This window comes from Bradyrhizobium uaiense, from assembly GCF_010811875.1.
Taxonomy (GTDB): Bacteria; Pseudomonadota; Alphaproteobacteria; order Rhizobiales; family Xanthobacteraceae; genus Bradyrhizobium; species Bradyrhizobium uaiense.
Genome location: NZ_VKHP01000132.1, coordinates 1 through 25,835 on the forward strand (window position 1 = coordinate 1; position 25,835 = coordinate 25,835).

Below are 25,835 nucleotides of genomic sequence, written 5' to 3' on the forward strand. Positions count from 1 at the left end.
GGCAGCACCACATGGGTACTGGCGTCGAAGATCGTCATATCGGCGGTCGCGGCCTGGCGACCGCGGCCGACCAGTTCAACGATCTTGCCATCCTGGATCACGACGCCGCGCTCGGCCCCGTCGGCCAGGATGGAAAGTGGATCCTTGATCCAGATCGGTTGCGCTTGAGGCATGATTCCAACCATCATCTCCAATTGTCGGCCTTGCCTTCGCTTGCAAGGATCGCCCCACAATTGGCGTCAGTCTTGCAGGAGTCCCTACCCGAACACATAACACGGAGAAAGCGCTGAAATCGCGATGGATTTGAACACGATCAGAGAGGTCGTTCGGCCGCGGACGCGGGCCCAATTGCCCATTTGGACGGCAGGCGATGCGTGGCTTGCGGGCGGCACCTGGCTGTTTTCCGAGCCCCAGACGGATCTCAATCGTCTGATCGACCTGACTGACCTCAAGTGGCCCGCGATGACCATTGGTAATGATAGCCTCGGCATCGCGGCGACCTGCACGGTGGCGCAACTCGACAGCTTCACCTGCCCGCCGGACTGGATCGCGGCTCCCCTGATCGGCCAGTGCTGCCGCGCCTTCCTCGCGTCCTTCAAGATCTGGAAGACCGCGACCGTCGGCGGCAATATCTGCATGTCGCTTCCGGCCGGGCCGATGATCGCACTTGCGGCGGCGCTTGATGGCATCTGTACAGTATGGCGCGCGGATGGCAGCGAGTACCAGGTCCCGGTCGCCGATTTTGTCACCGGCAATCAGCGGAACGTGCTCGCAAGCGGCGATCTGTTGCGCCAGATCGACATTCCGCTTGCGGCGCTGCGGCGGCGCGCGGTCTTTCGCCAGATTTCCCTGACGCCGGTCGGCCGCTCCGCGGCACTCCTCATCGGGAGCGTAGACAGCAACGGCGTGCTGCGGTTGACGATAACGGCTTCCACGGTGCGGCCGGTCCAGCTCTCCTTCGCCGACCTGCCGGGCCCCGAGGCTTTGCGCACAACCATCCTGCAGGGGATTGCGGACGGCATGTACCACGCCGACGTCCATGGCAGGCCGATGTGGCGCAAGCACATGACCTTGCGCCTGGCCGAGGAGATCCGCCGCGAACTCGCGACCGGCCCATGAACTGGCGCATGAACCTGCCCATGAGCATCGACATCAACGGCAAGACCTTTGCAGCGACACCCCGCCCCGGCCAATGCTTGCGTACATTCCTGCGCGAGCTCGGTCATTTCGGCGTCAAGAAGGGCTGCGACGCCGGCGACTGCGGTGCGTGCACGGTGCTGCTTGACGGCGAACCGGTGCATAGCTGCGTTATTCCGGCATTCCGTGCCGACGGACATGCGGTGACGACCATCGAAGGCCTCGGGTCCGAGACACGTGCACATCCGCTGCAGCAAGCCTTTCTGGATGCCCAGGGATTTCAATGCGGCTTCTGCACCGCGGGCATGATCCTGACCGGCGCCTCGTTGAACCAGGCACAGCGTCAGGAGCTCGGCGTCGCCCTGAAAGGCAATATTTGCCGTTGCACCGGCTATCGCTCGATCGAGGATGCGTTCGACGGCAAGACGAATGTCGAGGACGCCGCCGCCGGCAGCGCCTTCGGACGCAGCCTCCCCGCACCGGCCGGCCCGCTCGTGGTACGCGGGACGGCACGTTACACCTTCGACATCCAGCTTGAAGGATTGCTGCACATCAAGCTGCTGCGCTCGCCGCACCCGCACGCCAGGATCGTCGCGATCGACAAGACGGCGGCACTTGCGGTTCCAGGCGTCCATGCGGTTTTGACCCACGAAGACGCACCGAAACGGCTGTTCTCGACCGCGCAGCACGAAAGGGCGTGGATGGATCCGGATGATACCCGCGTGCTTGACGACATCGTCCGCTTCGTCGGACAGAAAGTCGCCGCTGTCATCGCCGAAAATGAGGCGGCCGCCGAAGAAGGCTGTCGTCGCCTCAAGGTCGACTACGACATCTTGCCGGCGGTAACGGATCCGGCGCTGGCAATCACGCCGGGCGCACCAATCATTCACGGCGACAAGAGCGCCGACATCCACCGCGTCAGCGACGCCTCACGCAATATCGTCGCTGAAACCCATGGCGAATTTGGCGATGTCGCCAGTGCGCTCGCAATCTCGGCCGCGACCTATGAGGGCACGTTCACCACCCAGCGGGTGCAGCACGCAGCGCTGGAAACCCACGGCGGGCTTGCCTGGATCGATACCGGCGGCATCCTCAACGTTCGCTCGAGCACCCAGGTGCCGTTCCTGACCCGGCGATCCCTGGCGCAGATCTTCGATCGTCCACCCGACAGCGTGCGCGTGTTTTGCGAACGCGTGGGCGGCGGCTTCGGCGGCAAGCAGGAAATGTTCGTCGAGGATATCCTGGCGCTGGCTGCGATTGCCACGGGCCGGCCGGTCAAGCTCGAATTCACCCGCGAGGAGCAGTTCATCGCGACGTCGACCCGACATCCGATGCGCGTCACTGTCAGGGCCGGTGCTGATAGCCGAGGCATGCTGACTGCGCTGCAACTCGACGTGCTCTCGAATACAGGAGCTTATGGCAATCACGCGGGGCCCGTGCTGTTCCACGCCGTCAGCGAATGCGTGAGCGTCTACAACTGCCCGAACAAGAAGGTCGATGCGGTCGCCGCCTATACCAACACCCTACCGGCCGGCGCTTTCCGCGGCTATGGCCTGCCGCAGACGCTGTTTGCCGTCGAGGCCGCCATCGACGAACTGGCGAAGCAACTCGGCATCAATCCATTCGAGATGCGTCGTCGCAATATTGTCAAGCCCGGCGATCCCATGCTGTCGCCGCCGCCGTCGGACTACCACGACGTGCGGTATGGCTCTTACGGGCTCGACCAATGCATCGACCTGGTCGAGCGCGCGATGGCGGCGGAACGCCCCCACTACGCCCTTTCCGAGGACTGGCTGATCGGCGAGGGCATCGCGCTGACCATGATCGACACCGTACCGCCGGCGGGGCATCTCTCCGATTCGACGATTACGCTCCGCGACGACGGCGGATTCGAGCTGACGGTAGGAACCGCCGAGTTTGGCAACGGCACCAGCACCGTACATCGGCAGGTCGCAGCGACGGCGTTGGCGACAACCGTCGATCGCATCAGCCTGCGGCAATCCGATACTGCGCTGGGCGGCCACGACACCGGCGCCTATGGCAGTGCCGGCACCTTTGTCGCCGGGCGAGCGACGCAAGCAGCCGCGGAGAACCTCGCTGACGCGATCAAGATATTCGCATCCGAGCTGAGCAGCGCCCGTGGCGCTTCCTGCGCCCTCGAGAACGAAACCGCGATCTGCGGAGCGGACCGCCGGTCATTCCTCGAACTCGCTCAGGCGGCGAGAGCCAGTGGACGAACGCTTCACGGCAGTGGCAATTCTGCCGGCACGCCGCGTTCGGTCGCTTTCAACGTGCAGGGCTTTCGCGTCGCGGTGAACAAGGCCACCGGAGAAGTCCGTATCCTCAAAAGCGTGCAAGCCGCGGATGCCGGTCGCGTCGCCAATCCCATGCAGTGCCGCGGCCAGGTCGAAGGCGGTGTTGCGCAGTCGCTCGGTGCGGCGCTTTACGAGGAGCTGGTCATCGACGATGGCGGCAGGGTGATCAACCCGACGTTTCGCGACTATCATCTTCCGTCGTTTGCCGACTTGCCGCGCTCCGAGGTCTATTTCGCCGAGACTTCGGATACGATTGGTCCAATGGGCGCAAAATCGATGAGCGAGAGCCCCTACAATCCGGTCACGGCAGCGCTGGGCAATGCGATTGCGGATGCGACCGGCATCCGTTTCACGAGCACGCCGTTCAAGCCCGACTGCCTGTTTCCAGCACTGCTCGAGAAGTTCGGCCGGGCTCCGGACGGACCGGGCCAGTCAATCGTCTGAAACCTCAAACCGCGCCATATTCCCTGGCCACGGTGCACTCGATCTGGCCGTGCGGCTCGTCGGTCGGCAGGAACACCTGGTTGTTGTTGTCGAGCCCGAAGGCAGAGAGATTCATCAAGATGAAGTGCATGTTCGGGCAGGCCATGTTGATCTCGGAAATCTCCGGCACCGCCGCGAGCGCCGCCTCGCCCATCCGGTAGAGACTGTCCTGCACGCTCCAGCTATAGGTCGTTGCAAACACCTCCAGCAACGTACCGAGGATCCTGGCATTGGTGGTGGGATAGTCTGCCGGCTTTCCCGACCATTTCCACGTCGCGACCATGCTGGTCGCACATATCCGGTCGTTGGTCGGGGGAATCGTCGTGTAGCCATCCTTGACGTAGTTCTCCCAGCCGGATTGCGTTGACTTCATGAAGGCGAAATTGTCAATGCCCGACGAAATCGATATCGGCCCGCCCCGCTTCACGGCGACCTCTACGGTCGGCCTGCCATTGCCATCGAGCACGAAACTGTGTGGATGCGGCTTGTCGTCGAAGCTCAGCCGCTTCCATCTGGTCTCGTGCGAGCTGACCGACACCGAGGCGACCTGCGGGTACGTATCGAGATATTTCTGCGCCAGAACCTGACAGAAATCCTCCGGGCTAAGCCCGGTGTTTTCCCGCGCCACGACATTGACGATGTTCTTGATCGTGTCGGTCGACACCGTCAGGGAATTGTCCGCGTGTGTGAAGGTGCGCGCGAACTCGCCTTCCAGCATGACCTTGATGTCGAGCTGGCTGACGTCATGCCGTTCGCCCTCGCGATGAACTCGCATCACGCGGACCCGGCCCTTACCGTATCTGTTCGTGATCAGCGGCACGTATGTCTCCAACAAGGCTGCAATGATGAGGAATGTTACCTCGGGTCGGAACTAGGGAGCAACGTTCATGCCAGCGGCAAGCCGGTACGGTGCTGGTCGCGTTGGAAGGGCTATCCCTGGCAGAATTCTCGCCGTTCGCGCCGCGGCTTTCAGCTCCCGCGATAAGTTGCATAGCTCCACGGCGTCACCAGCAGCGGCACGTGCAGATGGCCTTCCGGCTCGCTCACCGCGAAACGCAGCGTGATGCGATCGAGAAAGGGAGGATCCGCCAGCGGCACGCCCCGAGCAGCAAAATATTCGCCGACGCCGAATGTGAGTTCGTACCTACCGATCGGCACGGGGCGTCCGCCGATGAGCGGCGCGTCGGTCCGGCCGTCTGCATTGGTCGTCGTGCGCGCCACCACCCGGCTGACGCCGAGCTCAGCCAGCTCAACCAGTTCGATGGCGACCCCCGCCGCCGGCTTTCCGCTGTTCGTGTCGAGCACGTGGGTCGACAGCCGGCCGGACACCGCAAGGCGATCACCGCCGATCACCGACTGGTCCAGCCGCAACGCCGCGATCCGGCAGATCTCGTCAATCGAGGTTTGCGTTTCAGTCGCGAGGTCATTCGGCAGACGCCGCGCGAAGTCGCGCAGGATCGAGTCCTTGCTGTGGCGGCGCACGCAGACGATGTAAGGGAAATTGAACTTCGAACGATAGGCTGTGTTGACGCGCTCGAACGCCTCATATTCCGCATCAGACAGGCGATCGAGACCGACGCTGTTCTGTTCGGCATTGGACTCTGCGGTCAGCCCCGCGGCACGTTGCGTCTTGCTGGCGAGATCGGGATGCGCATTGATGAGCGCCATCCGCAGCTCCGCAGGAGCTCGATCGACGGCGGCTTTCATGGCCGCGAACAACTCAGCAATGCCGGCGAATGGCCGGCTGCGGGCGGCCTGCTCAGCGATCCAAGGCGAGTGCTCGAAGATGTTGGCGAGCGCGGCGACAAACTCGTCGTGGCTGCAGGCATTCAACTCGGCGAGCGCTTTCGGGAGAGCCCCGCTAACGGCGATCATAGGACCATCCGAATACGCCGCTCCGGCGTACTTCCGGCTCTTCCGCAGATGGCGGTGCTGCCGGAGCCGCCGCCTGTGGAGCAGCCGGTGCCGGCAAGTTTTCGCATTTCAGCGAATAGACCAGTTCGCCCTTCGCGGTACGGCCGATCGGAGCGCAATCGTCTGCCGACGACGTGCCCGGCTTCGAAGCCGGTTTGATTGTCGCCGGCTTGGTCTGCGCCCAGGCGGGCGCCGTCAGCAACAGCAGGGCAGCCAGGACCTTTTTCATGAGCGGCTCTCGAACACGCTTTATTGAAGCTGATCGGATTGCCAAAGTCCACGGTAACACATGGCCACGAGTGCCGATTATTTAGTCGTGACCAAGAAATTTGCTCGCTACTTCGTGACTCCCCCGCCATCGCGACCGGGCACGTGAAGACATAGTTCAGCGAGTAGATTCGAAGGCCAGCGAATTGGCCATCGAACGAAAAAATCGGCAAGGGAGAACGACATTGCCCAGGATACTGCTTACCGCACTCAGTTCGGTCCTCATCAGCACGGCGTTGGTTCAGTTCGCGAGCGCAGCCGAGCGTCATCGCATCAAACCGCACCGGGCCGTCACGACGCAGGCCCAGGTGCCGGCGCGCAACCTTGACGCCTACGCGGCCTGGCCACGGGCCACGCCTGAGGGATACGAGGGCACGTCGAACTATTATCGCGGCGGCTATTCCGCCCCGGCAGGGCACTGACCGCCGCAACCGATCGGAAAGGCCGGCCCTCTCGACCGCCGGCCTTTGCCCGAGGCATCAGCCGACCGGCGTCGGTCGGGCCCGGCCGGTGGTTGCCGGGAGATCTGCCGGCCCACGGCGAATGGCACCGGCAGGAGGCGTCAGGACTATTGACTGGCTTTGGCACCTATTTGATGCTGGCGCTACGGTAACGGGGTCGGACGAATTGCGAGACAGCAAATGGGACGAGCGGTTCATGCTTCTGGCGCATCATCTGGCGCACTGGAGCATTGAAAAGGGACGCCGGGTCGGCGCCGTCGTGGTCGGCCCCGATCATGAAATACGCTCGACCGGCTACAACAGCTTGCCGCGCGGGGTCAACGATGCGGTGGAAGAGCGACATTCCCGCATCACCGGCGCAAAGTACATCTGGAGCTGCCATGCCGAGCAGAATGCCATTTTCAATGCAGCACGCATCGGGATAGCGCTCAAAGATTGCACGATCTACGTTCCCTGGTTTCCCTGCGTGGAATGCACGAAAGCGATTATTCAATCGGGCATATCGGAGGTCGTTGGTTATGAACCTGACCAGCCCAATTCGAATTGGGCTCAGGATTTTGCGATTGCCGGCACGATGCTGAAGGAAGCAAACGTCGTGGTACGGTTCATACCGAGACTCGCAGAGCTGCCGGATGTATCCGAAGAAGAGAATTGATCACGCAGCCTTCCGATACGCCACCAGACTTGACTATCGCGTACCGTAGGCACGGTCACCCGCATCGCCAAGGCCCGGCAGGATGAAGGCGTTTTTGTCCAGACCTGCGTCGATCGCGGCAAGCCAGATCGGAACATCCGGGTGAATGCCGCGCATGCGTTCAACCCCTTCGGGCGCTGCGATCAGGCTGACGAGCCGGACGTCATTGGCACCGCGCTCCTTCAGCCGATCCACCGCTGCGACCGACAGGTTTGCTGTCGCCAGCACCGGGGAGATCACGATCACGAGTCTCTCGTGCAAATCGCTCGGGGCCTTGAAGAAATACTCCACGGCCACGAATGTCTCGGGTTCACGATAGAGGCCGATATGGGCGACACGCGCGGTCGGCACGAGGTCGAGCATCCCCTCCGCAAAGGTAACGCCGGCGCGCAGCACCGGCGCGAACACCAGCTTCTTTCCTGATATCTCCGGCGATTTCATTTTCGCAAGCGGCGTCTCGATCTCGACATCGGCCAGCGGCAGGTCGCGCGTCACCTCGTAACACAGCAGCATCCCGATCTCCTTGAGGAGTTCGCGAAACGACTTGGTCGAAGTATGCTTGTTGCGCAACAGGGTCAGCTTGTGCTGCACCAACGGATGGCTGACGATCGTGACACCTTCCATACCGAGTCTCCGCCCTAAAACACCGTGCCATCGCTGACAATCTTGACCGGAGGCGCCGCGTCGGCGCGGCGGTCGCGCGCCAGTCGTCGGCCCGCAGCCCAGGTTCCGCCTTCGAGGATTTTCGCCAGCGGCAATGCCGTCGCGTCGAGCCCCAGGCGCCGTCGCACATCGTCCGCGACGTGGTCGAGCAACGCCACCGTCAGTCCCCGCCACTCCACCACAAGCGGCGACGCGACATCGTGCTCCCGCAACGCATCGCTGTCGTCGCGGAATGTCAGCACGCCATTGTCGATGAAGAGACCGCCGTTGCGGTACTCGGCAAGGCCGGTCAGCCCGTCGATATCGGTCACGGCAATGCCGGCATTCTGCAGCGGCTCGATCAGCGAATAGGCCAGCCATTGCGAGAGCTTGTGCAATGGCATGAGATGGCTGGTCGCATCCCCGGTCGTCAGCATCGGATGCTTCCAGCAATCACCGAGTGCGATGCCGCCGAGTGTCAGCCGCGACGGCCAGATCGGCCCGAACTCCCTGAGCAGTTCCGACAATATCGTAGGGGCTGGAAGCCTGCGATCGTCGGCAACCGATGCCAGCCGGTCGAAGAGCCCGCCGGGCCGCGGCGTATCGAAGCGTCCGAAGACAGCCGGCTTCGAGGCCAACAGCCGGCCGAGGCTACGCAACAAATTCACCCGGCCTTCAATGCCGACCAGCGAATTGGTGTCCGAGACCTGCATGCCGCGTGCGAGGTCCGCGACGGATAGATTGGCAAGCACGTCGGCATCAGCTCGCAGCGGCTGTCGCGGGTCCGACGAGAATGCGCCACCGGCGAACATCGCGAGGCTTGCCAGCCCTAATCCTTCCGAACGGCCGATGGCCAATCCGGTCACCGGGTCGCGGTAACGCCATGATGGCCCGGCGCCGGCGTCCAGAAAGACGCTGACCATGGCCAGATCGAATTCGGCACGGGCCCGTGTCGCGCGATCCGGCCATGCGACCTGGCCGGCCAGGCCCGCCCAGCGATCGACACCATTCACGGAGAAATGCCGCCAGCGCGAATGAAACGGCACGGCGAGCGAGGGATACGCCTGTCGTGTGGTCTGCACCACCAGTTCGGCCGTCGTGTCGATGCGATCGAGGTGGACGCGGAAGTTCGGGAGCCGGTCCTCGAGGCCGATGGCAAGAAGCCGGTGCGCGCGCTCCCGCACTGCCCCGGCATTGAGCAACGACAGGGCCGCCGCCGTCTCGGTCTTCACGGAGGACATGGCCGCGCTCAATACTTGTCGAGAGAACGGCCGACGAAGTCGCGCTGGGTAGGCTCTTCCGGCGAGTAGTAGCCGGCAGCCTTCTTGGCAACGATTTCGACCTGTGCATCCGCCGGGACCAGCTCGTCGGGGATCGGTACGCGCTCGACGATGTCGATGCCCTGGCTCACCAGCGCGTCATACTTCATGTCGCTCATGGAGACGAAGCGATCGATGCGCTTCAGTCCGAGCCAGTGCACGACGTCCGGCATCAACTGCTGGAATCGCGCATCCTGTACGCCCGCGACGCATTCGGTGCGCTCAAAATACTGGGCGGCGGCATCGCCGCCTTCCTGCCGCTTGCGGGCATTGTAAACCAGGAATTTGGTCACCTCGCCGAGGGCGCGGCCTTCCTTGCGGTTGTAGATGATGATGCCGAGTCCGCCGGTCTGTCCGGCGCGCGCGCATTCCTCGATGCCGTGCAGCAGGTATGGGCGGCAGGTGCAGATGTCGGAGCCGAACACGTCGGAGCCGTTACATTCGTCATGCACGCGGCAGGTGATGCTGGTGCGATGGTCGGGCAGCTTGGCGACATCGCCGAACAGATAGGCCGTGGTGCCACCGATCGGAGGCAGGAACGCATGGAGATCGGGTCGTGTAACCAGTTCCGGAAACATGCCGGCCGTCTGTTCGAACAACTGCCTGCGCAGATTGCTTTCCGTCGTGGCGAAGCGCGCCGCGATTCCCGGGAGATACCAGACCGGGTCGATCGCGATCTTGACGACGGAGACGCTTCCCCCTTCGTGAACGACAGCACCATCGCGCTTGAGCCGGCCGGCCGATATCGCGGCCTGCAATTCCGGCAAATCGAGACGGGCGCGGGTGATCGCAATGCTCGGACGGATATCGACGCCCTCCGCGATCTCTTTCGCGAACGCCTCCGCAGCCAGGTGCCCCCACGGATCAAGCGAGACGATCCGGTTCGGATCCGTCCATTGCGGGAATGGCCCAATCGTGGCCGCTGGTTGCGTGTTGGTCAGGTCCGGACGCCGGATCGGATCGAGCGCGCCCGACGAGACCGCCAGCGCGCGATAGATCGAATAGGAGCCGCTGTGGGTGCCGATGACATTGCGCTGCTGAGGGCGCGAAACCGTCCCGATCACCGGCCCGCGTTCGCGCGCCGTGGCTGCCCCCCAATGAATTGGGAATTCAATCTTCGCGCCCGGCGCCGGATGGGATGTAATCCGGATGTGATCGGTTCGATTGGAATGAGTCATCGTTACGCACCAACACATGGCGCCGGGCAAAAAGTCCGATTACCGACAGCCAAAGGATTCTCCAGTATGTCCCAATCGCGGCTGAACACAACGGGCGCATTAGTGGTAAGGTTTACGACGATATCAGGACCCGTGGAGCAGGACCTGCCCCTCTTTTCCAATTCCATGAACGAAGGGGCAATCGGCGGCCGGAAACGGCAAGGTCATCCGCCCATCCTGCGCTGAGCTGCCGGGATCGGTGCCTATATCTCGGGCAAATTGGGCACGCCACTTGCACGCTACTCCGCGCGCGCGCAACCGCAGATAGGGCGATCCCATGATCAAAGAAAGCGTGAACCTCGTCAGCCATCCACTGGTCCAGCACAAGCTCTCGCTGATGCGCGACAAGGATCGCTCCACCAAGGGCTTTCGCGAGCTTCTGAACGAGATCGGAATGCTGCTTTGCTATGAGGTCACTCGGGACTTGCCTCTGGAGTTGGTCGACATCGATACGCCGGTCGCCTCGATGAAGGCCCCCAAAATCGCCGGCAAGAAACTCACGCTCGCCCCGATCTTGCGGGCGGGTGTCGGATTTCTCGACGGGATGCTGGCGCTCGTCCCATCGGCGCGCGTGGCGCATATCGGCCTTTACCGGGATCCGCAGACGCTTCAGGCCGTGGAGTACTTCTTCAAGGCGCCGCAGGATGTGTCGGAACGCATCGTCATCCTGCTGGATCCGATGCTTGCGACGGGAAATTCAGCCTGCGCCGCAGTCAGCCTGCTCAAATCGCGAGGCGTCCGAGATATCAGGTTCGTCTGCCTGCTCGCGGCCCCCGAGGGGATCGCCCGATTCCAGAATGAGTGTCCCGACGTGCCGATCTGGACCGCTGCCATCGACGAGAGACTGAATGATCACGGCTATATCGTGCCGGGCCTGGGCGATGCCGGAGACAGAATGTTCGGCACGAGGTAAGTGTGCGCGGCATCGCCTTCGTGCTGAAGCCTCAATGATGAGGGATTGATCCGCATAACGGCAGGCGAAGTCCAATCCTCAGTCCGATTGATCGTCCGACAGCCGGGCGATCACGGCTACGGGCCCGCCACCGGACGGACCCTGATGTTCGGCTCCGCCGGAAACATAGACGGCGCCGGTTCCCGACAGACCACCAATCAATCCGCCGACCGCGGCGCGCGCGTGTCGGGTCGAGCTGATGTCCGTATCTTCAAGCATGACGTGACGAAATCCGCGGATGCACCCGCTTGGTGCGGCTTCCGCCTTGGCGAAGATGTTGACGAGCTCGCGGGCCGCCGTCGACGGTTTAGAGTCGTGTTCGGTGTGCAGTCCCACGCTTTTCAATGCATCGATCACGGCTGCGGAATCGATCGCGTCGCGCATCACGGCGTGTCCAATCGCGAATGGAGCGGCTGACGACGCCGAATTGCCGAGCACAATGACCACATTATGCATCAGTTCGATGCCTGCCGACGTGGACGCAACCGACGAGAATAGATCGAACCGCCGAAGAACGTCTTTGTCCTCAATCTCGCCCTCGATCTCGCCAAGTGCGACGGCGACCCCCAATGCCGATGCGCCACGCGAGTACGCCATCGAACCGTATGCGCTGTTGGTCGCGGTCTCATTGCCCCGCGCCATCGCCGCCTCAATGCGGTCGCTTGTCAGAAGCGGGCACTTGATCTGCACGAAATGCACGTCCTGTGGATCGACGATCGCAGCTTGGGCCATGGCGGCGGCGACTGCCTTTGCCGTCTCCCTGATCTGCGCATCGCGCCCGATCTCCTCGGGCAGGAAATCCCGCGTGTGTGCCATCCCGATGCTGAGGCGCTTCCCGGAGATGACTTCAGAGCCGCGATCGGAAACATCGTCACGTGTGAAGACGGTGAGATGTGGGCTGAGCACACCTTCCGTACCACCCGACATCACAAACGCGATCCGTTGCTCGACACGCTGCGATGGCAGATCGACATAGGGAGCCAGGGCAGCGCTGAGCGCTGAAACGGCGTATTCGCGCGTGAAATCGTTGACGCCACCATTGCCCTCGGTCTTGCCCAATATCGCGACGATCGACCTCGGATCGATCTTGCCTTGCTGGATCAGGCTCAGCAGCCCCGAGACATCACCGGGCCCATTGGTGGGGATACGAACGACGTTGACCGAATTTGTGCGCATGCGCTCCCCTTGCAAATCTTCGGCCGACGGGACGGTCAGGCCGACCATAACGATTGTCGATGCCTCCGGGCGGCCGAAAAACCGTGATCACACCAGATCGTCTTGCCGATAGGGACGCTTTTCGACACGGCCCAGCCGCTTCCGTTCAGCCACAGGCTGAGGGAAGCCGGCGAACATGGACAACTCGGCTCCGATTTTGGTCGCAATGGCACGGTCGGCTTTGCCGAACAGCAGGACTTGCCCAGTTTTTGTCTCATCTGTCGCAATTTTTGGCACATCTGTTGCATTCCAATCCCGGAAAGCTCCCCGGGGCTACAAGGTCGCTCAGGGGCTCGGTTGACCATGCGGAATGGTGCGGATGACAACGACGGCGGCGGCGCTCGAACTGGTACAATTGACGAAGATGTATGGCGGCATCACCGCCGTTGACGCCATCAATCTCAAGATTCCCGCCGGCTCCTATTGTTGCCTGCTCGGGCCGTCCGGCTGCGGCAAGACGTCCACACTGCGGATGGTCGCCGGGCACGAGGCCGTCAGTTCCGGCGACATCCTGGTCGGTCCGAAGAATGTGACCAACCTGCCCCCCGCCGATCGAAGCACGGCGATGATGTTTCAGTCTTACGCTCTGTTCCCGCACCTCTCTGTCATCGACAACGTCGGCTTCGCCCTGAAAATGAAAGGCGTTGCCAAGTCGGCACGCCATGCCGAGGCCAGCAAGTTGCTGGAGCTCGTCGATATGCAGCCCTATGCGGCAAGGCTGCCGGGCCAGCTCTCCGGAGGCCAGCAGCAGCGCGTGGCCCTCGCGCGCGCGCTGATCACCTCTCCTCAAATTTTGCTGCTGGACGAGCCGCTTTCGGCGCTCGATCCGTTCTTGCGGCTGCGGATGCGAGCAGAATTGAAGAAGCTGCAGCGCGAGCTTGGGCTGACCTTCATCCATGTGACACATGGCCAGGACGAGGCGATGGCGCTCGCCGATATCGTGGTTCTCATGAATGGCGGCCGGATCGAACAGCAGGGCTCGCCGCGAGACATCTTCAACCACCCCCGAACCGAGTTCACCGCGAAGTTCATCGGCGGCCACAACGTCATTGCTTTGAACCATGAGACCTTCGCCGTTCGGGTCGATCGGCTGATGCTGAAACGGCCGACCGAAACCGTCGCCGGCCCATCGGTCACAGGTACGATCAGCGAGGTCGAATACCAGGGAACCTATGTCCGCGTCGTCATTGCCGTCGACGATGGACCCGAGATCTCGGCCCAGGTCACGGAAACCCAATTCGACGCGGCCAACTACACCGTCGGCGAGCGCGTTCGTGCCACATGGGACCCGACGCAGGCGAGCCTTCTGAAGACCGCCAGTTCTGCAACTATCCGGTCGCCTGAAAGGGCGGCCTGACACCCAGGGAGATCATCATCATGAGTAAATCTTCGAAATTCGATCGTCGCATCAGCCGCCGCACCGTGCTGAAGGGCGCGGCCGGCGCGGTCGGCCTCGCGGCAGGCTCCGGCGCAATAACCGGATTTCCTTATGTCCGTTCAGCCGATGCGAAAGTGCTGCGTTACCTCGGAACGGCAGTGAACGAAGGTGACGAGATTTCGAAGAAATGTCTGGCAGATACCGGGATCAAGATCGAATACATCACGGCGACCACCGACGACGTGACCAAGCGTGTGATCACCCAGCCCAACTCGTTCGACGTGCTGGATACGGAGTATTTCTCGCTGAAGAAGCTCGTGCCGTCGGGCAATATCTTTGCCCTCGACGCCAAGAAGATCAAGGAATTCGACAACATCACGCCGGTATTCACCAAGGGTCAGTTGCCGAACGGCAAGAAGATCGGCGACCAGGGCACCGCGCCATGGAAGGTGCTCTATCTTGAGGGAGCGAACTCAAAGACGTTCTCCAAGACGCCGACCGAATTCGTGACGCTGATCCCCACGGTCTATAACGCCGACACGCTCGGCATCCGGCCCGATCTGATCAAACGGCCGATCTCATCATGGACTGAACTGCTCAATCCGGAATTCAAGGGTAAGGCCTCGATCCTCAACATTCCGTCGATCGGAATCATGGATGCCGCGATGGTGGTCGAAGCCAGCGGCCAGCACACGTATGCCGACAAGGGCAACATGACGAAGGCCGAGATTGATCTCACCATGAAGATCATGACGGAGGCCAAAAAGGCCGGTCAGTTCCGCGCCTTCTGGAAGGATTTCAACGAATCCGTCAACCTGATGGCATCGGGCGAAACCGTCATTCAGTCGATGTGGTCGCCCGCGGTCACCAAGGTGCGCTCGATGGGGATCGCTTGCACGTTCCAGCCGCTCAAGGAAGGCTATCGCTCCTGGGCGTCAGGGTTCTGTGTATCGAAGGCGGTCTCGGGACCAAAGCTCGACTGGGCCTATGAATTCGTGAACTGGTATCTGTCGGGCTGGGCGGGCGCCTATCTCAATCGCCAGGGTTATTATTCGGCCGTGCTCTCGACCGCCAAGGCCAACATGACGGCAGACGAATGGGGCTACTGGATGGAAGGCAAGGCCGCGGTCGGCGACATCAAGGCGCCCGACGGCACGATTCTCGAGAAGGCCGGCGCCACGCGCGATGGTGGATCCTACGACGAACGCATGGGCGCCGTCGCCTGCTGGAACGCGGTGATGGACGAGAACGACTACATGGTGCGCAAGTGGAATGAATTCATAGCTGCGTGATCCAATCCAGAAGGACTTGCCGGGCCAACGCGTACGGCAAGTCCTTCGCCATCACTGCGATTGGCCTCTCAATGACTCAAGAACGCAAGACCTTCGTTGCATGGCTTCAGGCCGCACCGATGATGCTCGTTTTCGCGCTGTTCTTCCTGTTGCCGTTACTCTTCGTGACGATCGTCAGCGCATGGGATTACAACGAATATGAAATGATTCCAGCGTTCAGCCTGCGTGGCTACAGCGATACGTTCGAGGGATGCATTGCAGATCTGCCCAATCTCTGCACCATCCTGAAGACCTATTTGAAGACCCTGAAATTATGCCTGCTGACTTGGGTCCTGACCCTTCTGATCGGGTTTACCGTCGCCTATTTTCTTGCGTTCCACGTCCGGTCGAAAACCTGGCAGATCGTACTCACCCTGCTTTGCACCATCCCGTTCTGGACATCGAACGTCATCCGCATGATTGCGTGGATTCCGCTTCTTGGCCGGAACGGTCTGGTCAACAGGGGCCTCGAGGGTGCTGGGTTGATCCACCAACCGCTGGAGTGGCTGCTGTTCTCGGAGTTTTCCGTCGTGCTTGCCCTCGTGCATCTCTTCACGTTCTTCATGGTGGTACCGATCTTCAACTCGATGATCCGCATCGACAGACGATTGATCGAAGCCGCCTATGATGCCGGCGCGACCGGTTGGCAGACGCTGGTAAACATCATCATTCCCCTGGCAAAGCCCGGAATCGTCATCGGCTCGATCTTCGTGATCACAATCGTGATGGGTGATTTTGTCACGATAGGGGTGATGGGCGGCCAACAGATCGCATCTGCCGGCAAGATCATCGAGGCGCGCCTGAATGCGCTGCAATTCCCGGCGGCTGCAGCCAATGCAGTCATCCTGCTCGGCATCACGATCCTGATTATCTCGGCGCTGACCCGGGTCGTCGATATTCGCAAGGAGCTGTGAGATGGGCGAGAAGCGACCGCGATCCTTCTATCTCCTTGCTGCGTTTTTCACCGCCTACGTCCTGTTTCTCTATGGCCCGATGTTCGCGATCTATATCCTGTCGTTTCAGGGACCCGATGGCGGCCTGACCTTTCCAATGAACGGCGTGTCCCTCGTGTGGTTCGGCAAGGTGTTCTCCGGTTCGGGCATCGTCGACATCGGGGCGGCTTTCAAGCGATCGCTGCAGCTCGGCCTCGTCGTCATGGTGTGCACGGTCGTGCTCTCCGTGTCAGCGGGCATGGCCTTCCGCAGATCGTTCCGCGGCGCGACCTTCCTGTTCTATGTTGCGATCGCAAGCCTGATCATGCCGTCGATCATTACCTCGCTCGGCATCGCCCTGGAATTCCGCCTGCTTGACGATTTCATCATCAAGAGCGGGGTCGGAGATTGGACAACGGCCATGGGGCTGTTTACGTCTGGCCTTGGAGCGCATTTGACCTGGACTCTGCCATTTGGCCTGCTGATCATGTTTGCGATCTTCAACAGATTTGACAATCGGCTCGAAGAGGCGGCACGCGACCTTGGCGCAACGCCTTGGCAGACATTTCGGCACGTCGTGCTGCCGATCATATTGCCGTCGGTCGTCGGTATCGGTCTGTTTGGATTTACCCTTTCCTGGGATGAGCTCGCACGCTCAAGCCAGACCATCGGTTCCGTCAACACACTGCCCCTTGATTTACAGGGCCTGACGACCACCGTCACAAAGCCGGACATTTATGCGCTTGGAACGCTGACGAGTGCAGTTTCCTTTCTCGTCATTTTCCTGGCGCTGGTTGTCATTCTCGTGCTTCAGGCCCGGCAACGACGTCACGGATCGGACGCGGGCAAGGGAATGGTGTAGCGCCGAGCTCGCGCATACTGATCCGGATCGGTCCCCGACTGGTCCGACGCGCGTAGTTCATCCTGGCTTTCGCCGCCTCACTAGTATTTCCTCACGATCGGCTTCGCTATGCCGGGCTCGGGAGGCGCCGGAGAGATCGCAAATGTGACCCAGGTGTTCCAGCCTTGAGGGCGGTTCTCGGCGGCGAACTCCTTATAGCCCTTGATATTCACATAGCCCTGCATATCCCCGACCGGGAACATAAAACCTATTTGCGGCCCCACGCCGGCGACATGCGAACGGAACGCACCAAGCGTCGCGCCCGGCCCGGTATCATCCGAGATCTGCTGCAGCGCGTAGCCAACCATGCCGAGTTGGATGTTCGGCGTGAAGAAGTGCGACGCGCCCCAATCGAAATGGAAGTCGACGCCGCTCTGATATTGCGTATCGGGATTCTTGAAGTTGTAGGTGAAGCCGACGACCCCGGACAGTTCGTTGCCCGTCTGCGGATTGAAGTAGGTGTATCCGCCGCCGAAATCCATCGCGCCGTGGCTAATGCCAAGATTAGCGAGGCGCTTTGGATCGTAGGCACCGACTGGAATGTCGCCCATACCGTAGATCATGATGTTGTTGACGCCCTTGTTCCACTTCAGCGTGACCTGCGGAATGACGTCGCCGATGTCAGTCAATGCTTCGGAGCGCGACAGATTGATCGTATTTCCGAGCGGGCCGGTCAGGGATGCGGCGACGGAGGCATTGTTGCGACCGCCGAAAGACTGGAATCAACGTCATGACCCATATCGTGGCGCTCATTGCAGCGGCGGCAGGCGTGAATTTCATTATGACGGGCATTCGGAGCGAATTGCCGGGACTGGCGGCCTAAGATTCTGCCAAGACAGCTGCAAGCGGGAATTCCGCGCTGCAGCAACGCGACTGGCACGCCTCTCATGCGGCCTTGCACAACGAGTGCTTTGCCCCGCGCGGCCAGTCCCGCTTGGTCTACCCAGGCCAACTGCACGAATGCGGTTCCGGTGGGGTCGGGACAGCCGAACGAAGGCGACGTCAAAAAATTTTTGCCGTCGCTCTTGAAACTGGTTGCCACTCTTCTAACTGGATTTTTGCCGTCTACGGGCGGTGCCGAGCGCCAGCTTGGGCTCGGCAGAGCGAACAGGGCGCCGGACAGGTGTCTTGCACCGAACGTCTTGCGCTCCTTCGTATCCATCTTGCTCTTAGGAGGACTTGGCTATGAGGACATACGACTTCACTCCCCTGTGGCGTTCGAGCATTGGATTCGACCGCCTCTTCGATCTTCTCGACGAAACCCAGCATCGGTCCGAAGACAATTACCCGCCCTACAATATCGAGCGGCTTGGAGAGGACCGTTACCAGATCTCGGTGGCGCTGGCCGGCTTCGGCCAGGACGAGGTTTCAGTGACGGCCGAGCAGAACGTACTGACCGTGGAAGGTCGCAAGAGCGACAAGGGCCAGAACGAATACCTCTATCAGGGTATCTCGGCGCGTCCGTTCAAGCGACAGTTCAACCTTGCCGACTACGTGCAAGTCAAGTCGGCCATGTTCGACAATGGTCTGCTGCGGATCGAACTCGTGCGCGAAATCCCCGAGGCTATGAAGCCTCGGCGCATCGCCATCGGAAGCGGCGCTCCTGCCGGACATATCACGCAGAAGGCGGCCTGAGCCCGCTTCTTGTTGGGTCAAATCACGCACGGACGACAGCCGTCCGTGCGCTGACCAGATGCATGTCAAGTCAAGGAGGATATCATGGGTATTCGGGATCTCGTTCCCTGGACCAAAGGTCAAGAACTCTCAAGCGGACGAGAGGCGTTCGATCCGTTTATCACCTTCCACCGCGAGATGAACCGTCTGTTCGATGACGCCTTCCGCGGCTTCGGCTCATTCGGTCGCATCAACGCTCCGTTGATGGAGGGCCAGTTCAGCTGGCCACGCCTGGAGCTGAATGAGACCGATAAGCAGGTTACGGTCTCGGCCGAACTCCCGGGCCTCACCGAACAGGATGTCCAGGTTGAAATCGCCAACGGCATCCTTTCGATCCGGGGTGAGAGAAAGGCCGAACGCAGCGATGATTCCAAGTTCATCAGCGAGCGGTACTACGGCTCTTTCGAGCGCCAGATTCCGCTTGATGGCGTGGAGGAAGACAAGGCGAAAGCCGACTTCAAGAATGGAATCCTGACCGTGACGCTGCCGAGATCCGAGCAGTCAAGGTCGAACGTCAAACGTATCGCGATCAACAGCAACTGATGCAAGAAGTCGGCGGCGGCTAACCGTCGCCGACCTCCATCTCGAACAACGCGTCTCTGGACGAAAGGAGAAAGCAGGAGACACGCCATGAGCCAGGTCAATCGCAATGCCAAGATCAATCAGTCGCCATTTCATTCAATATCGCACTACAATTCACCGGGCGATGTATTGAATGACGCTCAGCTCTCGACAGACGAGAAACGCGTTATCCTTTCGTCCTGGGCGTCGGATATGTACGTCGTCGAGTCCCAACCGACTCATCGGAAGGTGCCCGGCATTCAGCATCGGTTACGTCTTGCCGACATCCTGGCGGCGCTGAAGTGGCTGGATGACGAGGAGGATCCGCCCCCGCGCGGTGGAATGGCAATGCGGCCGCCTCGGTTGAGCAAGCCGGCGCGCGCTGTTTGCGTTTCCGAACGGCATGCGGCGACGAGGCGGCATCGGCCGTTGAAAGTATCCCGCGCGGATGCTCGGTGGACTCGCGAAGCAAATGTACGGCGATACCGAAGGCTGTTGGACACTCGACTAACTGACGGCGAACGCAACTTCATCAGGCGGCGTCTTGTCGAGGAATTAAAGGGCTTAATCGCCTCCAGGAGCAAGCGTCGTCACACAAACTGAGCCCGGGGGATCGGGCCCGCGTACAATTGCGAAACTGTCGATGAAGGCAAGAAAAGATGGCAGCAGATCCGTTAACTCAAGCGAAGATGGGTGTGGAGGCCCTTGCGCTGTGCATCGCAGGTGTCTTGTGCGAACGTGACCCATCGCTTTTGCCCGTATTCCAAGAAAGTGCGAGGACGCTTCATCGCATTCTCGATGATCGTGGAGATCATGAGGCGGCAGCAATGATCGGCGCATTTGGTCGAGCACTAATGAAACGTCCACCAGTCCCCAATTGACAACAGTGGCTCGCCAGAGGGGTTCAAAGAGCGTTCCACCTAATTTAGTTGTCGCCCGGCGGGGTGCCCGCGGAAGGCGGTTGGGCCGCTGTCTCCCTCGCAAAATCCATCCTCCCAACCCACAGCCAAAACCTACGGTTTGGGTGGCGATCAGGGTTACCGTCGCGGGCTAGCCGCAACAGCCTCTATCGCGCCATTCGTTGTTTTTGCTGTCGATTCGAGCGATGGGATGGAGAGGAGAAGAGTTTAGTGGCGGAAGAATCGTTCCTCCGAACCCACCAAAAAAGGGCTTGCGCGAGGGATTAGCGCAAAATCGCGGAATTCTTCGGTGGCCTTGCGGTAGATTCGAGCAATCGGATACTGGGGAGAGCTGTGGCGTAGAAATGGCGGAGAGAGTGGGATTCGAACCCACGGTACGGTTTCCCGCACACACGCTTTCCAAGCGTGCGCCTTAAGCCACTCGGCCATCTCTCCGGGAGGCCTCTCTTGAAGGGACGGGGCGGATTTTGCAAGGGGCGCGCGGCCGGAGCACGAAATTTCCCCAATTGATTGAAAATATTGGGTAAATTGGCGACGGCGTCAGCCGGACTGCGCCTCCTTGTTGCGGTTACGCGCGATTTTGGCCGGCGGCCGGTCAAAGACCGGCGCAAATCAGACCACGCGGTCGATCCATCGATCCTCGTCGCGCCCAGGTGCGCAATTGCGCACCTCGGGGCACGCAGCTTTACCCCGAGATCTCTTCCTTTGCTCGGGGCCCGTGGGTGCGATCGGCACCGGGCTTTCCCCGCGCCCTCTGCGAACAGAGCGGCCAGACGAAATGCGAAGCTCGGCCGAAACCTGTCGCGAGAATGCGGTTGTATGATTCACAGATCGCGCCACACACTCTCCGTCGTCCCTGCGCTGCCGGCGTTACCGCCATTGCGATCACGCCGCACCGAGGTGGGCACGGCGCCATGCGCCCGACCCATCCTCCACATTCAGTGTTCGCTCAGTGATAGCGCGCGGCAAAGTCCGCCGTGCGGCGCGGCCACAGGGTTGGTGGCTCCGGCAGCGCCGCGTTCCCCGCACTGTGCGTATCCTGCAGCGCCTCGATGAAATCGGCGAACCATTGCTGGATGGTGCCGCTGTTGAGCTTCTCCATCATCGCTTCCCAGCGCATCCGCCGCTCGGTCAGCGGCATCGCCAGCGCCGTCGCCAGGGTGCGCGCCATACCGTCGATGTCGTGCGGATTGACCAGCAATGCGGCGTCGAGCTCGTTCGCCGCACCGGCGAACTTCGACAGCACCAGCACGCCGGGATCGGCCGGATTTTGCGCGGCGACATATTCCTTGGCGACGAGGTTCATGCCGTCCTGCAGCGGCGTCACCACGCCGACCTGCGCCGTACGGTAGAGCCCTGCGAGCACGCCCTGGCCAAAGCCCTTGTTGAGATATCGGATCGGCGTCCAGTCCACCTCACCATGCACGCCGTTGACGTCGGTGACGAGCTTCGCCACCTCGCTGGCGAGATTGCCGTAGGCCTCGATCGCACCACGCGATGGCGTTGCGATCTGCAACAGCGACACCGAACGCCTCAGGTTCGGATGCAGCGACCACATCTTGTCGAACGCCTTGATGCGGTTGACGAGCCCCTTGGAATAATCGAGCCGGTCGACGCCGATCGCGAGCTTCTCGCCGTTGAGGCTGCGCCGCAGCCGCGTGACGTCGGGATGCGTCATCGCCTTGGTTGCCTGCTGCGCGAACTTGTCGGGGTCGATGCCGATTGGAAACACCGCAGCGCGGGTGCGGCCGAACGACGAATTGATCACGCCGTCACGCACCTCGAATTCGAGATCGTTCTGCACGTAGCTGAGGAAGTTCTCGCAGTCCTCATCGGTCTGGAAGCCGATCAGGTCATAGGACAGCATCGCCTCGATCAGCTCGCGGTGATTGGGCACGCCCGCGATCACCGCGCGCGCCGGCCACGGCGTGTGCAGGAAGAAGCCGATCGGCTGCGTCACGCCGAGATCGCGCAATTCGGCGCCGAGTGCGAGGAAGTGATAATCCTGGATCCAGAACACGGAATCGGGCTTGCGGAAGCGCAGCAGCGCGCGCGCCATGAACGCGTTTACTTCGCGATAGCTCGTGTAGTCCTCGTGCGAGGCGCGAATCAGATCGGCGCGCGAATGCATCGCCGGCCATAGCGCCGAATTGGCAAAGCCTTCGTAGTAGCCGCCATAATGCGCGGCCGGCAGATCGAGCATCGCCAGCGCGCCCGCACCGAGAGCTTCGACTTCTGCGAAAGGTTCCTTGTGGTTCCCGTCGCGGACCCGTCCGCTGGAACCAACCCATATTGCCCCTGTCTTTTCCACCACCGGCAACAATGCCGCTGCAAGGCCCCCCGTCATGGGTTCGTTGGGTTTTCCGCGCGAGACGCGGTTCGATACGACGACGAGGTTCACCAGGTCCCCTCCTGTTGGTCAACTCGCGTATTAACAACCATTCATCAAGATGGTTCCTGATCAAGGAATCTCCCAAATGAAACCAAATTCTGGCAAAGGGATAAGGAACTCGCGGGAACTCGCGAAAAGAAAAATCCACGCGAGATGCACGCTACGACGCAAAACAACCGTATTCGGCCGTGCGTGCGGTGCAGATGATTTGGTTAGGACAGGCTGACGTCCCTATCATCGTCGAGCAAGCGCGCAAGAAACGCGCGCACATCGCTCGGCCCGTCGAAATGTCCGTCGACGCCGAGTGCACGACGGCCGACCGAGAATGCGAGACCGTTGAAGTCCGGCATGATCGCAAACACCGTCTCGTCGGTGACGTCGTCGCCGATGAAGAACGGACGGCGTCCCTTGAACCGCGCATGCGTCATCAGTTCGCGCACGCCGGTTGCCTTGGTGAAGCCGGAATGCTTGATCTCGCAGACGCTCTTGCCCGGCAGCACCTCGATCGGCGCATTCGGCAGTTCGGCGCGGATCAGCGACACCGCTTCATAGATCGCCTTCTCCGCCTGCGGCGCGAGCCGATAATGCAGCGCCAGCGAATAGCCCTTGTCTTCGAGCAGAATGCCGGGGCTGAGCTTTGCGATTGCGGCAAGGCGGCGCTTCAATTCCTTGTCGAGCGGCGGCGCATGTGCGGCGACCGCCTCGCTGTCCGGCTGCAACCGCATCTCGGCGCCATGGCCGCCGATCGCGGGAAACACGTCCGGCGCGAAGATCAGATCGATGTCGTTGAGCGAACGGCCGCTGACCAGCGCCAGCGCGCCATCGGTGCGCTCGTGCAATTGCTTCAACGTCGTCGACAGCTCCGGCGGCACCCAGACCTCGCGCGGCGTCGGCGCGAAATCGAGCAGCGTGCCGTCGATGTCGAGCAGCACCGCGGTCTGCCGCAGCGGCGGAATCAGCGATGCCGGCGCCGGCAAGCTGCCGGTCGTCGCGTCGGGGCTGATGTCATCATCCAGAGGCATTTCGGCCAAATCATGCTTCGTCACAGTCTACTCCACAAATGCCAATGGTCGCGCGACAGATTCGAGCGATTTTCGCTCGGCCGCGACGGCATGGCGCCATGCGACGGCTGCGGCGACCAACATGAGTGCCGACCCCAAGAGGTAGCCGGCGAAGACGCTGTTGCGCGATCCGGTGTCGATCAGCACGCCGAACAGCGCCGGTCCAATCACCCCGCCGATGCCGGTGCCAACCGCATAGAACACCGCGATCGCGAGCGCACGGACCTCCAACGGAAACGTCTCGCTGACGGTGAGATAGGCGGCGCTCGCGGCCGGCGAGGCGAAGAAGAAGATCACCATCCAGGCAATGGTCTGGGTCTGCGCACTGAGCACGCCGATCGAGAACAGATAGCCGGACAGCGCCAGCAGCACGCCCGAGGTGCCATAGGTCAGCACGATCATGGTGCGGCGGCCCAGCGTATCGAACAGCCGGCCGAGCAGCAGCGGCCCGAGGAAATTGCCGGCGGCAAAGGGAAGGATATACCAGCCGACATTGCTGGCGGCGATGCCGAAGAAGTCGGTCAGGATCAGCGCGAAGGTGAAGAAGATCGCGTTGTAGAAGAAGGCCTGCGCCGCCATCAACGTCAGCCCGACCAGCGAGCGCTGCCGGTAGGTCGAGAACAGCGTCACCGCGACCTCGCGCAGCGGCGTATGATCGCGCATCCGCAGCCTGATCTTGTCGAAATCTTCGCTGGACTGTTCGTGGCCGAGCACGGAGGTCTCGATATCGGCGACGATCTTGTGCGCCTCTTCCGGGCGTCCGTGGATCATCAGCCAGCGCGGGCTTTCCGGAATCCACATCCGCATGAAAAGCACGACAAGGCCGAGCACCGCGCCGGTGAAATAGGCGATCCGCCAGCCATGGTCCGGCGCAAGGAATGCGGGATCGAGCAGGATGATGGCGCTCAGCGCACCGATCGCAGCGCCAATCCAGAAGCTGCCGTTGATGACGAGATCGGTCCAGCCGCGATAGCGCGCCGGCACCAGCTCCTGAATGGTCGAATTGATCGCAGTGTATTCGCCGCCGATGCCGGCGCCGGTGAGGAAGCGAAACAGCGCGTAGCTCGCGACATTCCACGACAGCGCGGTCGCGGCCGTCGCCGACAGATAAACCGCGAGCGTGATGAAGAACAGCTTCTTGCGCCCGATCCGGTCGGTGAGCCAGCCGAAGCCGAGCGCGCCGAGCACCGCGCCGGCGAGATAGGCGCTGCTGGCAAGGCCGACGTCGGCGTTGGAGAAGCTCATCGTCGGGCTCTCCTTCAGCGCACCCGACAACGCGCCGGCGAGCGTCACTTCGAGCCCGTCGAGAATCCAGGTGATGCCGAGCGCCAGCACGACGCGGGTGTGAAAGCCGCTCCAACTGAGATTGTCGAGCCGAACCGGAATCGAGGTCTCGATAATGCGGTCGTTGCTCTGTGCCGTTGGCGGCGCGGTCCCGTCGATCGTTGTCGCAGGGCTCGATTGTGTCCGCTGCAAATTCATCAGATTGGACCAATCAGAAAATCCCCGGAACGATACGTTCCAAGGTTCAATTTCTCAGGATCGCGGCAAACGGAGTGCCCGCCACGCGATATCAACGCCTCAAGCTCGGAAGGGTTCCCGCAATGCGGCATAGGAACTGCCATCACGGCGCGCCGTTCTCGGCTCAAAAGGCACGGAGGTATCGATGGCCGCACACAACAAAGTCACGCGCAAGCCCGCAAGAAAATCCGCACGAAAAACTGCCGGACGAGCCACGAGCACAGCGCGCCGCAAGCGCGGAGCGAAGACGACAATTTCGAAGCGCTGGTCGCAGCGCGTGACTAAGGAAAGTGACGCGCTCGACCTGAAGCACGGCGTCTTCAAGCAGACCAGCGCGAAGAAGATCGCGTCGTCACTGAAAAAATCCGCCGAGCAGAGCACGCGCCGCAAGAGCGGCGCCTACCGTTCCGCATTGTCGATGCTGACCTTCTATATCACCCGCGCTGGCAAGACGCTACCGAAGACCGAGCGGTCGCGGCTGGAACGCGCCAAGCTCGAGTTGAAGCACCAGTTCGGGCGGGATTAGCCCCGCCGTTTCCGCGACCAAC

General features: G+C 61.5%; 24 protein-coding genes, 1 tRNA gene and 2 pseudogenes. 13 read left to right on the plus strand and 14 right to left on the minus strand.

Going from position 1 to position 25,835, the window contains the following annotated elements; genetic code table 11:
* Window positions 1-173: pseudogene (locus FNJ47_RS51570) on the minus strand (8-oxoguanine deaminase); the annotation flags it as partial.
* Window positions 174-297: 124 nt separating this feature from the next.
* Here FNJ47_RS51570 and FNJ47_RS27290 point away from each other — a divergent pair.
* Both FNJ47_RS27290 and FNJ47_RS27295 read left to right on the plus strand, forming a co-directional pair.
* Window positions 298-1,119 carry an FAD binding domain-containing protein gene (locus FNJ47_RS27290; protein WP_163158720.1) on the plus strand — a complete coding sequence of 274 codons (822 nt, stop codon included), beginning with the start codon at window positions 298-300 and terminating at the stop codon, window positions 1,117-1,119.
* Window positions 1,120-1,139: 20 nt separating this feature from the next.
* A complete protein-coding gene (locus FNJ47_RS27295) occupies window positions 1,140-3,896 on the plus strand; it encodes a molybdopterin-dependent oxidoreductase (protein WP_163158756.1) in 2,757 nt (918 codons plus the stop codon).
* Between the two features lie 4 nt (window positions 3,897-3,900).
* Here the strand turns inward: FNJ47_RS27295 and pucL are convergent, their stop codons facing one another.
* From pucL to FNJ47_RS27310, 3 genes are all read right to left on the minus strand, one after another.
* Entirely contained in the window at window positions 3,901-4,755 is an 855-nt protein-coding gene (gene pucL / locus FNJ47_RS27300; RefSeq protein WP_163158722.1) for a factor-independent urate hydroxylase, read from the minus strand.
* A 149-nt stretch (window positions 4,756-4,904) separates the two neighbouring features.
* Window positions 4,905-5,810, minus strand: coding sequence for a 2-oxo-4-hydroxy-4-carboxy-5-ureidoimidazoline decarboxylase (gene uraD / locus FNJ47_RS27305; protein ID WP_163158724.1), 906 nt, complete (start codon window positions 5,808-5,810; stop codon window positions 4,905-4,907).
* Window positions 5,797-6,078 (minus strand): hypothetical protein, encoded by a 282-nt coding sequence (locus tag FNJ47_RS27310; protein ID WP_163158726.1) that lies wholly within the window; start codon window positions 6,076-6,078, stop codon window positions 5,797-5,799. The genes uraD and FNJ47_RS27310 overlap by 14 nt, the downstream gene beginning before the upstream one ends.
* Window positions 6,079-6,301: 223 nt before the next feature.
* Between FNJ47_RS27310 and FNJ47_RS27315 the strand changes: the two genes are divergently transcribed.
* Window positions 6,302-6,538 (plus strand): hypothetical protein, encoded by a 237-nt coding sequence (locus FNJ47_RS27315; RefSeq protein WP_163158728.1) that lies wholly within the window; start codon window positions 6,302-6,304, stop codon window positions 6,536-6,538.
* A 205-nt stretch (window positions 6,539-6,743) separates the two neighbouring features.
* Window positions 6,744-7,232, plus strand: coding sequence for a deoxycytidylate deaminase (locus FNJ47_RS27320; protein ID WP_283811295.1), 489 nt, complete (start codon window positions 6,744-6,746; stop codon window positions 7,230-7,232).
* A gap of 33 nt (window positions 7,233-7,265) precedes the next feature.
* Here the strand turns inward: FNJ47_RS27320 and upp (FNJ47_RS27325) are convergent, their stop codons facing one another.
* Genes upp (FNJ47_RS27325) through FNJ47_RS27335 form a run of 3 tightly spaced genes read right to left on the minus strand, consistent with a single transcriptional unit; the run spans window position 7,266 to window position 10,410 of the window.
* Window positions 7,266-7,895: a uracil phosphoribosyltransferase gene (upp, locus tag FNJ47_RS27325; RefSeq protein ID WP_163158732.1), complete on the minus strand. Its 630-nt coding sequence runs from the start codon at window positions 7,893-7,895 to the stop codon at window positions 7,266-7,268.
* A 14-nt stretch (window positions 7,896-7,909) separates the two neighbouring features.
* Window positions 7,910-9,154, minus strand: coding sequence for a URC4/urg3 family protein (locus FNJ47_RS27330; RefSeq protein WP_163158734.1), 1,245 nt, complete (start codon window positions 9,152-9,154; stop codon window positions 7,910-7,912).
* Window positions 9,155-9,162: 8 nt separating this feature from the next.
* Entirely contained in the window at window positions 9,163-10,410 is a 1,248-nt protein-coding gene (locus FNJ47_RS27335) for a GTP cyclohydrolase II (protein ID WP_163158736.1), read from the minus strand.
* Between the two features lie 316 nt (window positions 10,411-10,726).
* Here FNJ47_RS27335 and upp (FNJ47_RS27340) point away from each other — a divergent pair, with 316 nt between their 5' ends.
* Complete coding sequence (upp, locus tag FNJ47_RS27340; protein WP_163158738.1) at window positions 10,727-11,362, plus strand: uracil phosphoribosyltransferase; 636 nt, start codon at window positions 10,727-10,729, stop codon at window positions 11,360-11,362.
* Window positions 11,363-11,440: 78 nt separating this feature from the next.
* Here upp (FNJ47_RS27340) and atzD read toward each other — a convergent pair whose 3' ends face one another.
* Window positions 11,441-12,577 (minus strand): cyanuric acid amidohydrolase, encoded by a 1,137-nt coding sequence (gene atzD, locus FNJ47_RS27345; RefSeq protein ID WP_163158758.1) that lies wholly within the window; start codon window positions 12,575-12,577, stop codon window positions 11,441-11,443.
* Window positions 12,578-12,664: 87 nt separating this feature from the next.
* Complete coding sequence (locus FNJ47_RS27350) at window positions 12,665-12,853, minus strand: hypothetical protein (RefSeq protein WP_163158740.1); 189 nt, start codon at window positions 12,851-12,853, stop codon at window positions 12,665-12,667.
* 82 nt (window positions 12,854-12,935) lie between these two features.
* On the opposite strand from FNJ47_RS27350, the gene FNJ47_RS27355 reads away from it, so the two are divergent.
* The 4 genes from FNJ47_RS27355 (at window position 12,936) to FNJ47_RS27370 (ending at window position 17,119) form a co-directional block, all read left to right on the plus strand.
* Complete coding sequence (locus tag FNJ47_RS27355) at window positions 12,936-13,973, plus strand: ABC transporter ATP-binding protein (protein WP_163158742.1); 1,038 nt, start codon at window positions 12,936-12,938, stop codon at window positions 13,971-13,973.
* Between the two features lie 20 nt (window positions 13,974-13,993).
* Window positions 13,994-15,286 (plus strand): ABC transporter substrate-binding protein, encoded by a 1,293-nt coding sequence (locus FNJ47_RS27360; RefSeq protein WP_163158744.1) that lies wholly within the window; start codon window positions 13,994-13,996, stop codon window positions 15,284-15,286.
* 71 nt (window positions 15,287-15,357) lie between these two features.
* Window positions 15,358-16,239: an ABC transporter permease gene (locus FNJ47_RS27365; RefSeq protein ID WP_163158746.1), complete on the plus strand. Its 882-nt coding sequence runs from the start codon at window positions 15,358-15,360 to the stop codon at window positions 16,237-16,239.
* Between the two features lies 1 nt (window position 16,240).
* The gene (locus FNJ47_RS27370; protein WP_163158748.1) at window positions 16,241-17,119 is read left to right on the plus strand and encodes an ABC transporter permease; all 879 of its coding nucleotides are present in this window, start codon (window positions 16,241-16,243) and stop codon (window positions 17,117-17,119) included.
* 80 nt (window positions 17,120-17,199) lie between these two features.
* On the opposite strand, the pseudogene FNJ47_RS27375 reads toward FNJ47_RS27370, so the two are convergent.
* Window positions 17,200-17,865, minus strand: a pseudogene (locus FNJ47_RS27375) (SphA family protein); the annotation flags it as partial.
* Between the two features lie 478 nt (window positions 17,866-18,343).
* Here FNJ47_RS27375 and FNJ47_RS27380 point away from each other — a divergent pair.
* From FNJ47_RS27380 to FNJ47_RS27390, 3 genes are all read left to right on the plus strand, one after another.
* Complete coding sequence (locus FNJ47_RS27380) at window positions 18,344-18,793, plus strand: Hsp20 family protein (protein ID WP_163158750.1); 450 nt, start codon at window positions 18,344-18,346, stop codon at window positions 18,791-18,793.
* 84 nt (window positions 18,794-18,877) lie between these two features.
* Window positions 18,878-19,375, plus strand: coding sequence for an Hsp20/alpha crystallin family protein (locus FNJ47_RS27385; RefSeq protein ID WP_175068425.1), 498 nt, complete (start codon window positions 18,878-18,880; stop codon window positions 19,373-19,375).
* Window positions 19,376-19,462: 87 nt separating this feature from the next.
* On the plus strand, window positions 19,463-19,996 hold the full coding sequence (locus FNJ47_RS27390) for a hypothetical protein (RefSeq protein ID WP_175068426.1): 534 nt from the start codon (window positions 19,463-19,465) through the stop codon (window positions 19,994-19,996).
* A gap of 662 nt (window positions 19,997-20,658) precedes the next feature.
* Here FNJ47_RS27390 and FNJ47_RS27395 read toward each other — a convergent pair.
* From FNJ47_RS27395 to FNJ47_RS27410, 4 genes are all read right to left on the minus strand, one after another.
* A tRNA-Ser gene (locus FNJ47_RS27395) sits at window positions 20,659-20,748 on the minus strand.
* Between the two features lie 514 nt (window positions 20,749-21,262).
* Window positions 21,263-22,714: an alpha,alpha-trehalose-phosphate synthase (UDP-forming) gene (gene otsA, locus FNJ47_RS27400; RefSeq protein ID WP_163158752.1), complete on the minus strand. Its 1,452-nt coding sequence runs from the start codon at window positions 22,712-22,714 to the stop codon at window positions 21,263-21,265.
* Between the two features lie 203 nt (window positions 22,715-22,917).
* Complete coding sequence (gene otsB, locus FNJ47_RS27405) at window positions 22,918-23,727, minus strand: trehalose-phosphatase (protein WP_163158762.1); 810 nt, start codon at window positions 23,725-23,727, stop codon at window positions 22,918-22,920.
* 27 nt (window positions 23,728-23,754) lie between these two features.
* Window positions 23,755-25,248 carry an MFS transporter gene (locus FNJ47_RS27410; RefSeq protein WP_165445892.1) on the minus strand — a complete coding sequence of 498 codons (1,494 nt, stop codon included), beginning with the start codon at window positions 25,246-25,248 and terminating at the stop codon, window positions 23,755-23,757.
* A gap of 184 nt (window positions 25,249-25,432) precedes the next feature.
* On the opposite strand from FNJ47_RS27410, the gene FNJ47_RS27415 reads away from it, so the two are divergent.
* A complete protein-coding gene (locus tag FNJ47_RS27415; RefSeq protein WP_163158754.1) occupies window positions 25,433-25,813 on the plus strand; it encodes a DUF3175 domain-containing protein in 381 nt (126 codons plus the stop codon).
* The last annotated feature ends 22 nt before the right edge of the window (window positions 25,814-25,835 follow it).

Coding starts and splice junctions, on each gene's coding strand:
- FNJ47_RS27290 (WP_163158720.1), top strand. CDS start 298: ATGGATTTGAACACGATCAGAGAGGTCGTTCGGCCGCGGACGCGGGCC.
- FNJ47_RS27295 (WP_163158756.1), top strand. CDS start 1,140: ATGAGCATCGACATCAACGGCAAGACCTTTGCAGCGACACCCCGCCCC.
- uraD (WP_163158724.1), bottom strand. CDS start 5,810: ATGATCGCCGTTAGCGGGGCTCTCCCGAAAGCGCTCGCCGAGTTGAAT.
- FNJ47_RS27310 (WP_163158726.1), bottom strand. CDS start 6,078: ATGAAAAAGGTCCTGGCTGCCCTGCTGTTGCTGACGGCGCCCGCCTGG.
- upp (WP_163158732.1), bottom strand. CDS start 7,895: ATGGAAGGTGTCACGATCGTCAGCCATCCGTTGGTGCAGCACAAGCTG.
- FNJ47_RS27330 (WP_163158734.1), bottom strand. CDS start 9,154: ATGTCCTCCGTGAAGACCGAGACGGCGGCGGCCCTGTCGTTGCTCAAT.
- FNJ47_RS27335 (WP_163158736.1), bottom strand. CDS start 10,410: ATGACTCATTCCAATCGAACCGATCACATCCGGATTACATCCCATCCG.
- upp (WP_163158738.1), top strand. CDS start 10,727: ATGATCAAAGAAAGCGTGAACCTCGTCAGCCATCCACTGGTCCAGCAC.
- atzD (WP_163158758.1), bottom strand. CDS start 12,577: ATGCGCACAAATTCGGTCAACGTCGTTCGTATCCCCACCAATGGGCCC.
- FNJ47_RS27355 (WP_163158742.1), top strand. CDS start 12,936: ATGACAACGACGGCGGCGGCGCTCGAACTGGTACAATTGACGAAGATG.
- FNJ47_RS27360 (WP_163158744.1), top strand. CDS start 13,994: ATGAGTAAATCTTCGAAATTCGATCGTCGCATCAGCCGCCGCACCGTG.
- FNJ47_RS27365 (WP_163158746.1), top strand. CDS start 15,358: ATGACTCAAGAACGCAAGACCTTCGTTGCATGGCTTCAGGCCGCACCG.
- FNJ47_RS27370 (WP_163158748.1), top strand. CDS start 16,241: ATGGGCGAGAAGCGACCGCGATCCTTCTATCTCCTTGCTGCGTTTTTC.
- FNJ47_RS27380 (WP_163158750.1), top strand. CDS start 18,344: ATGAGGACATACGACTTCACTCCCCTGTGGCGTTCGAGCATTGGATTC.
- FNJ47_RS27385 (WP_175068425.1), top strand. CDS start 18,878: ATGGGTATTCGGGATCTCGTTCCCTGGACCAAAGGTCAAGAACTCTCA.
- FNJ47_RS27390 (WP_175068426.1), top strand. CDS start 19,463: ATGAGCCAGGTCAATCGCAATGCCAAGATCAATCAGTCGCCATTTCAT.
- otsB (WP_163158762.1), bottom strand. CDS start 23,727: ATGCCTCTGGATGATGACATCAGCCCCGACGCGACGACCGGCAGCTTG.
- FNJ47_RS27410 (WP_165445892.1), bottom strand. CDS start 25,248: ATGAATTTGCAGCGGACACAATCGAGCCCTGCGACAACGATCGACGGG.
- FNJ47_RS27415 (WP_163158754.1), top strand. CDS start 25,433: ATGGCCGCACACAACAAAGTCACGCGCAAGCCCGCAAGAAAATCCGCA.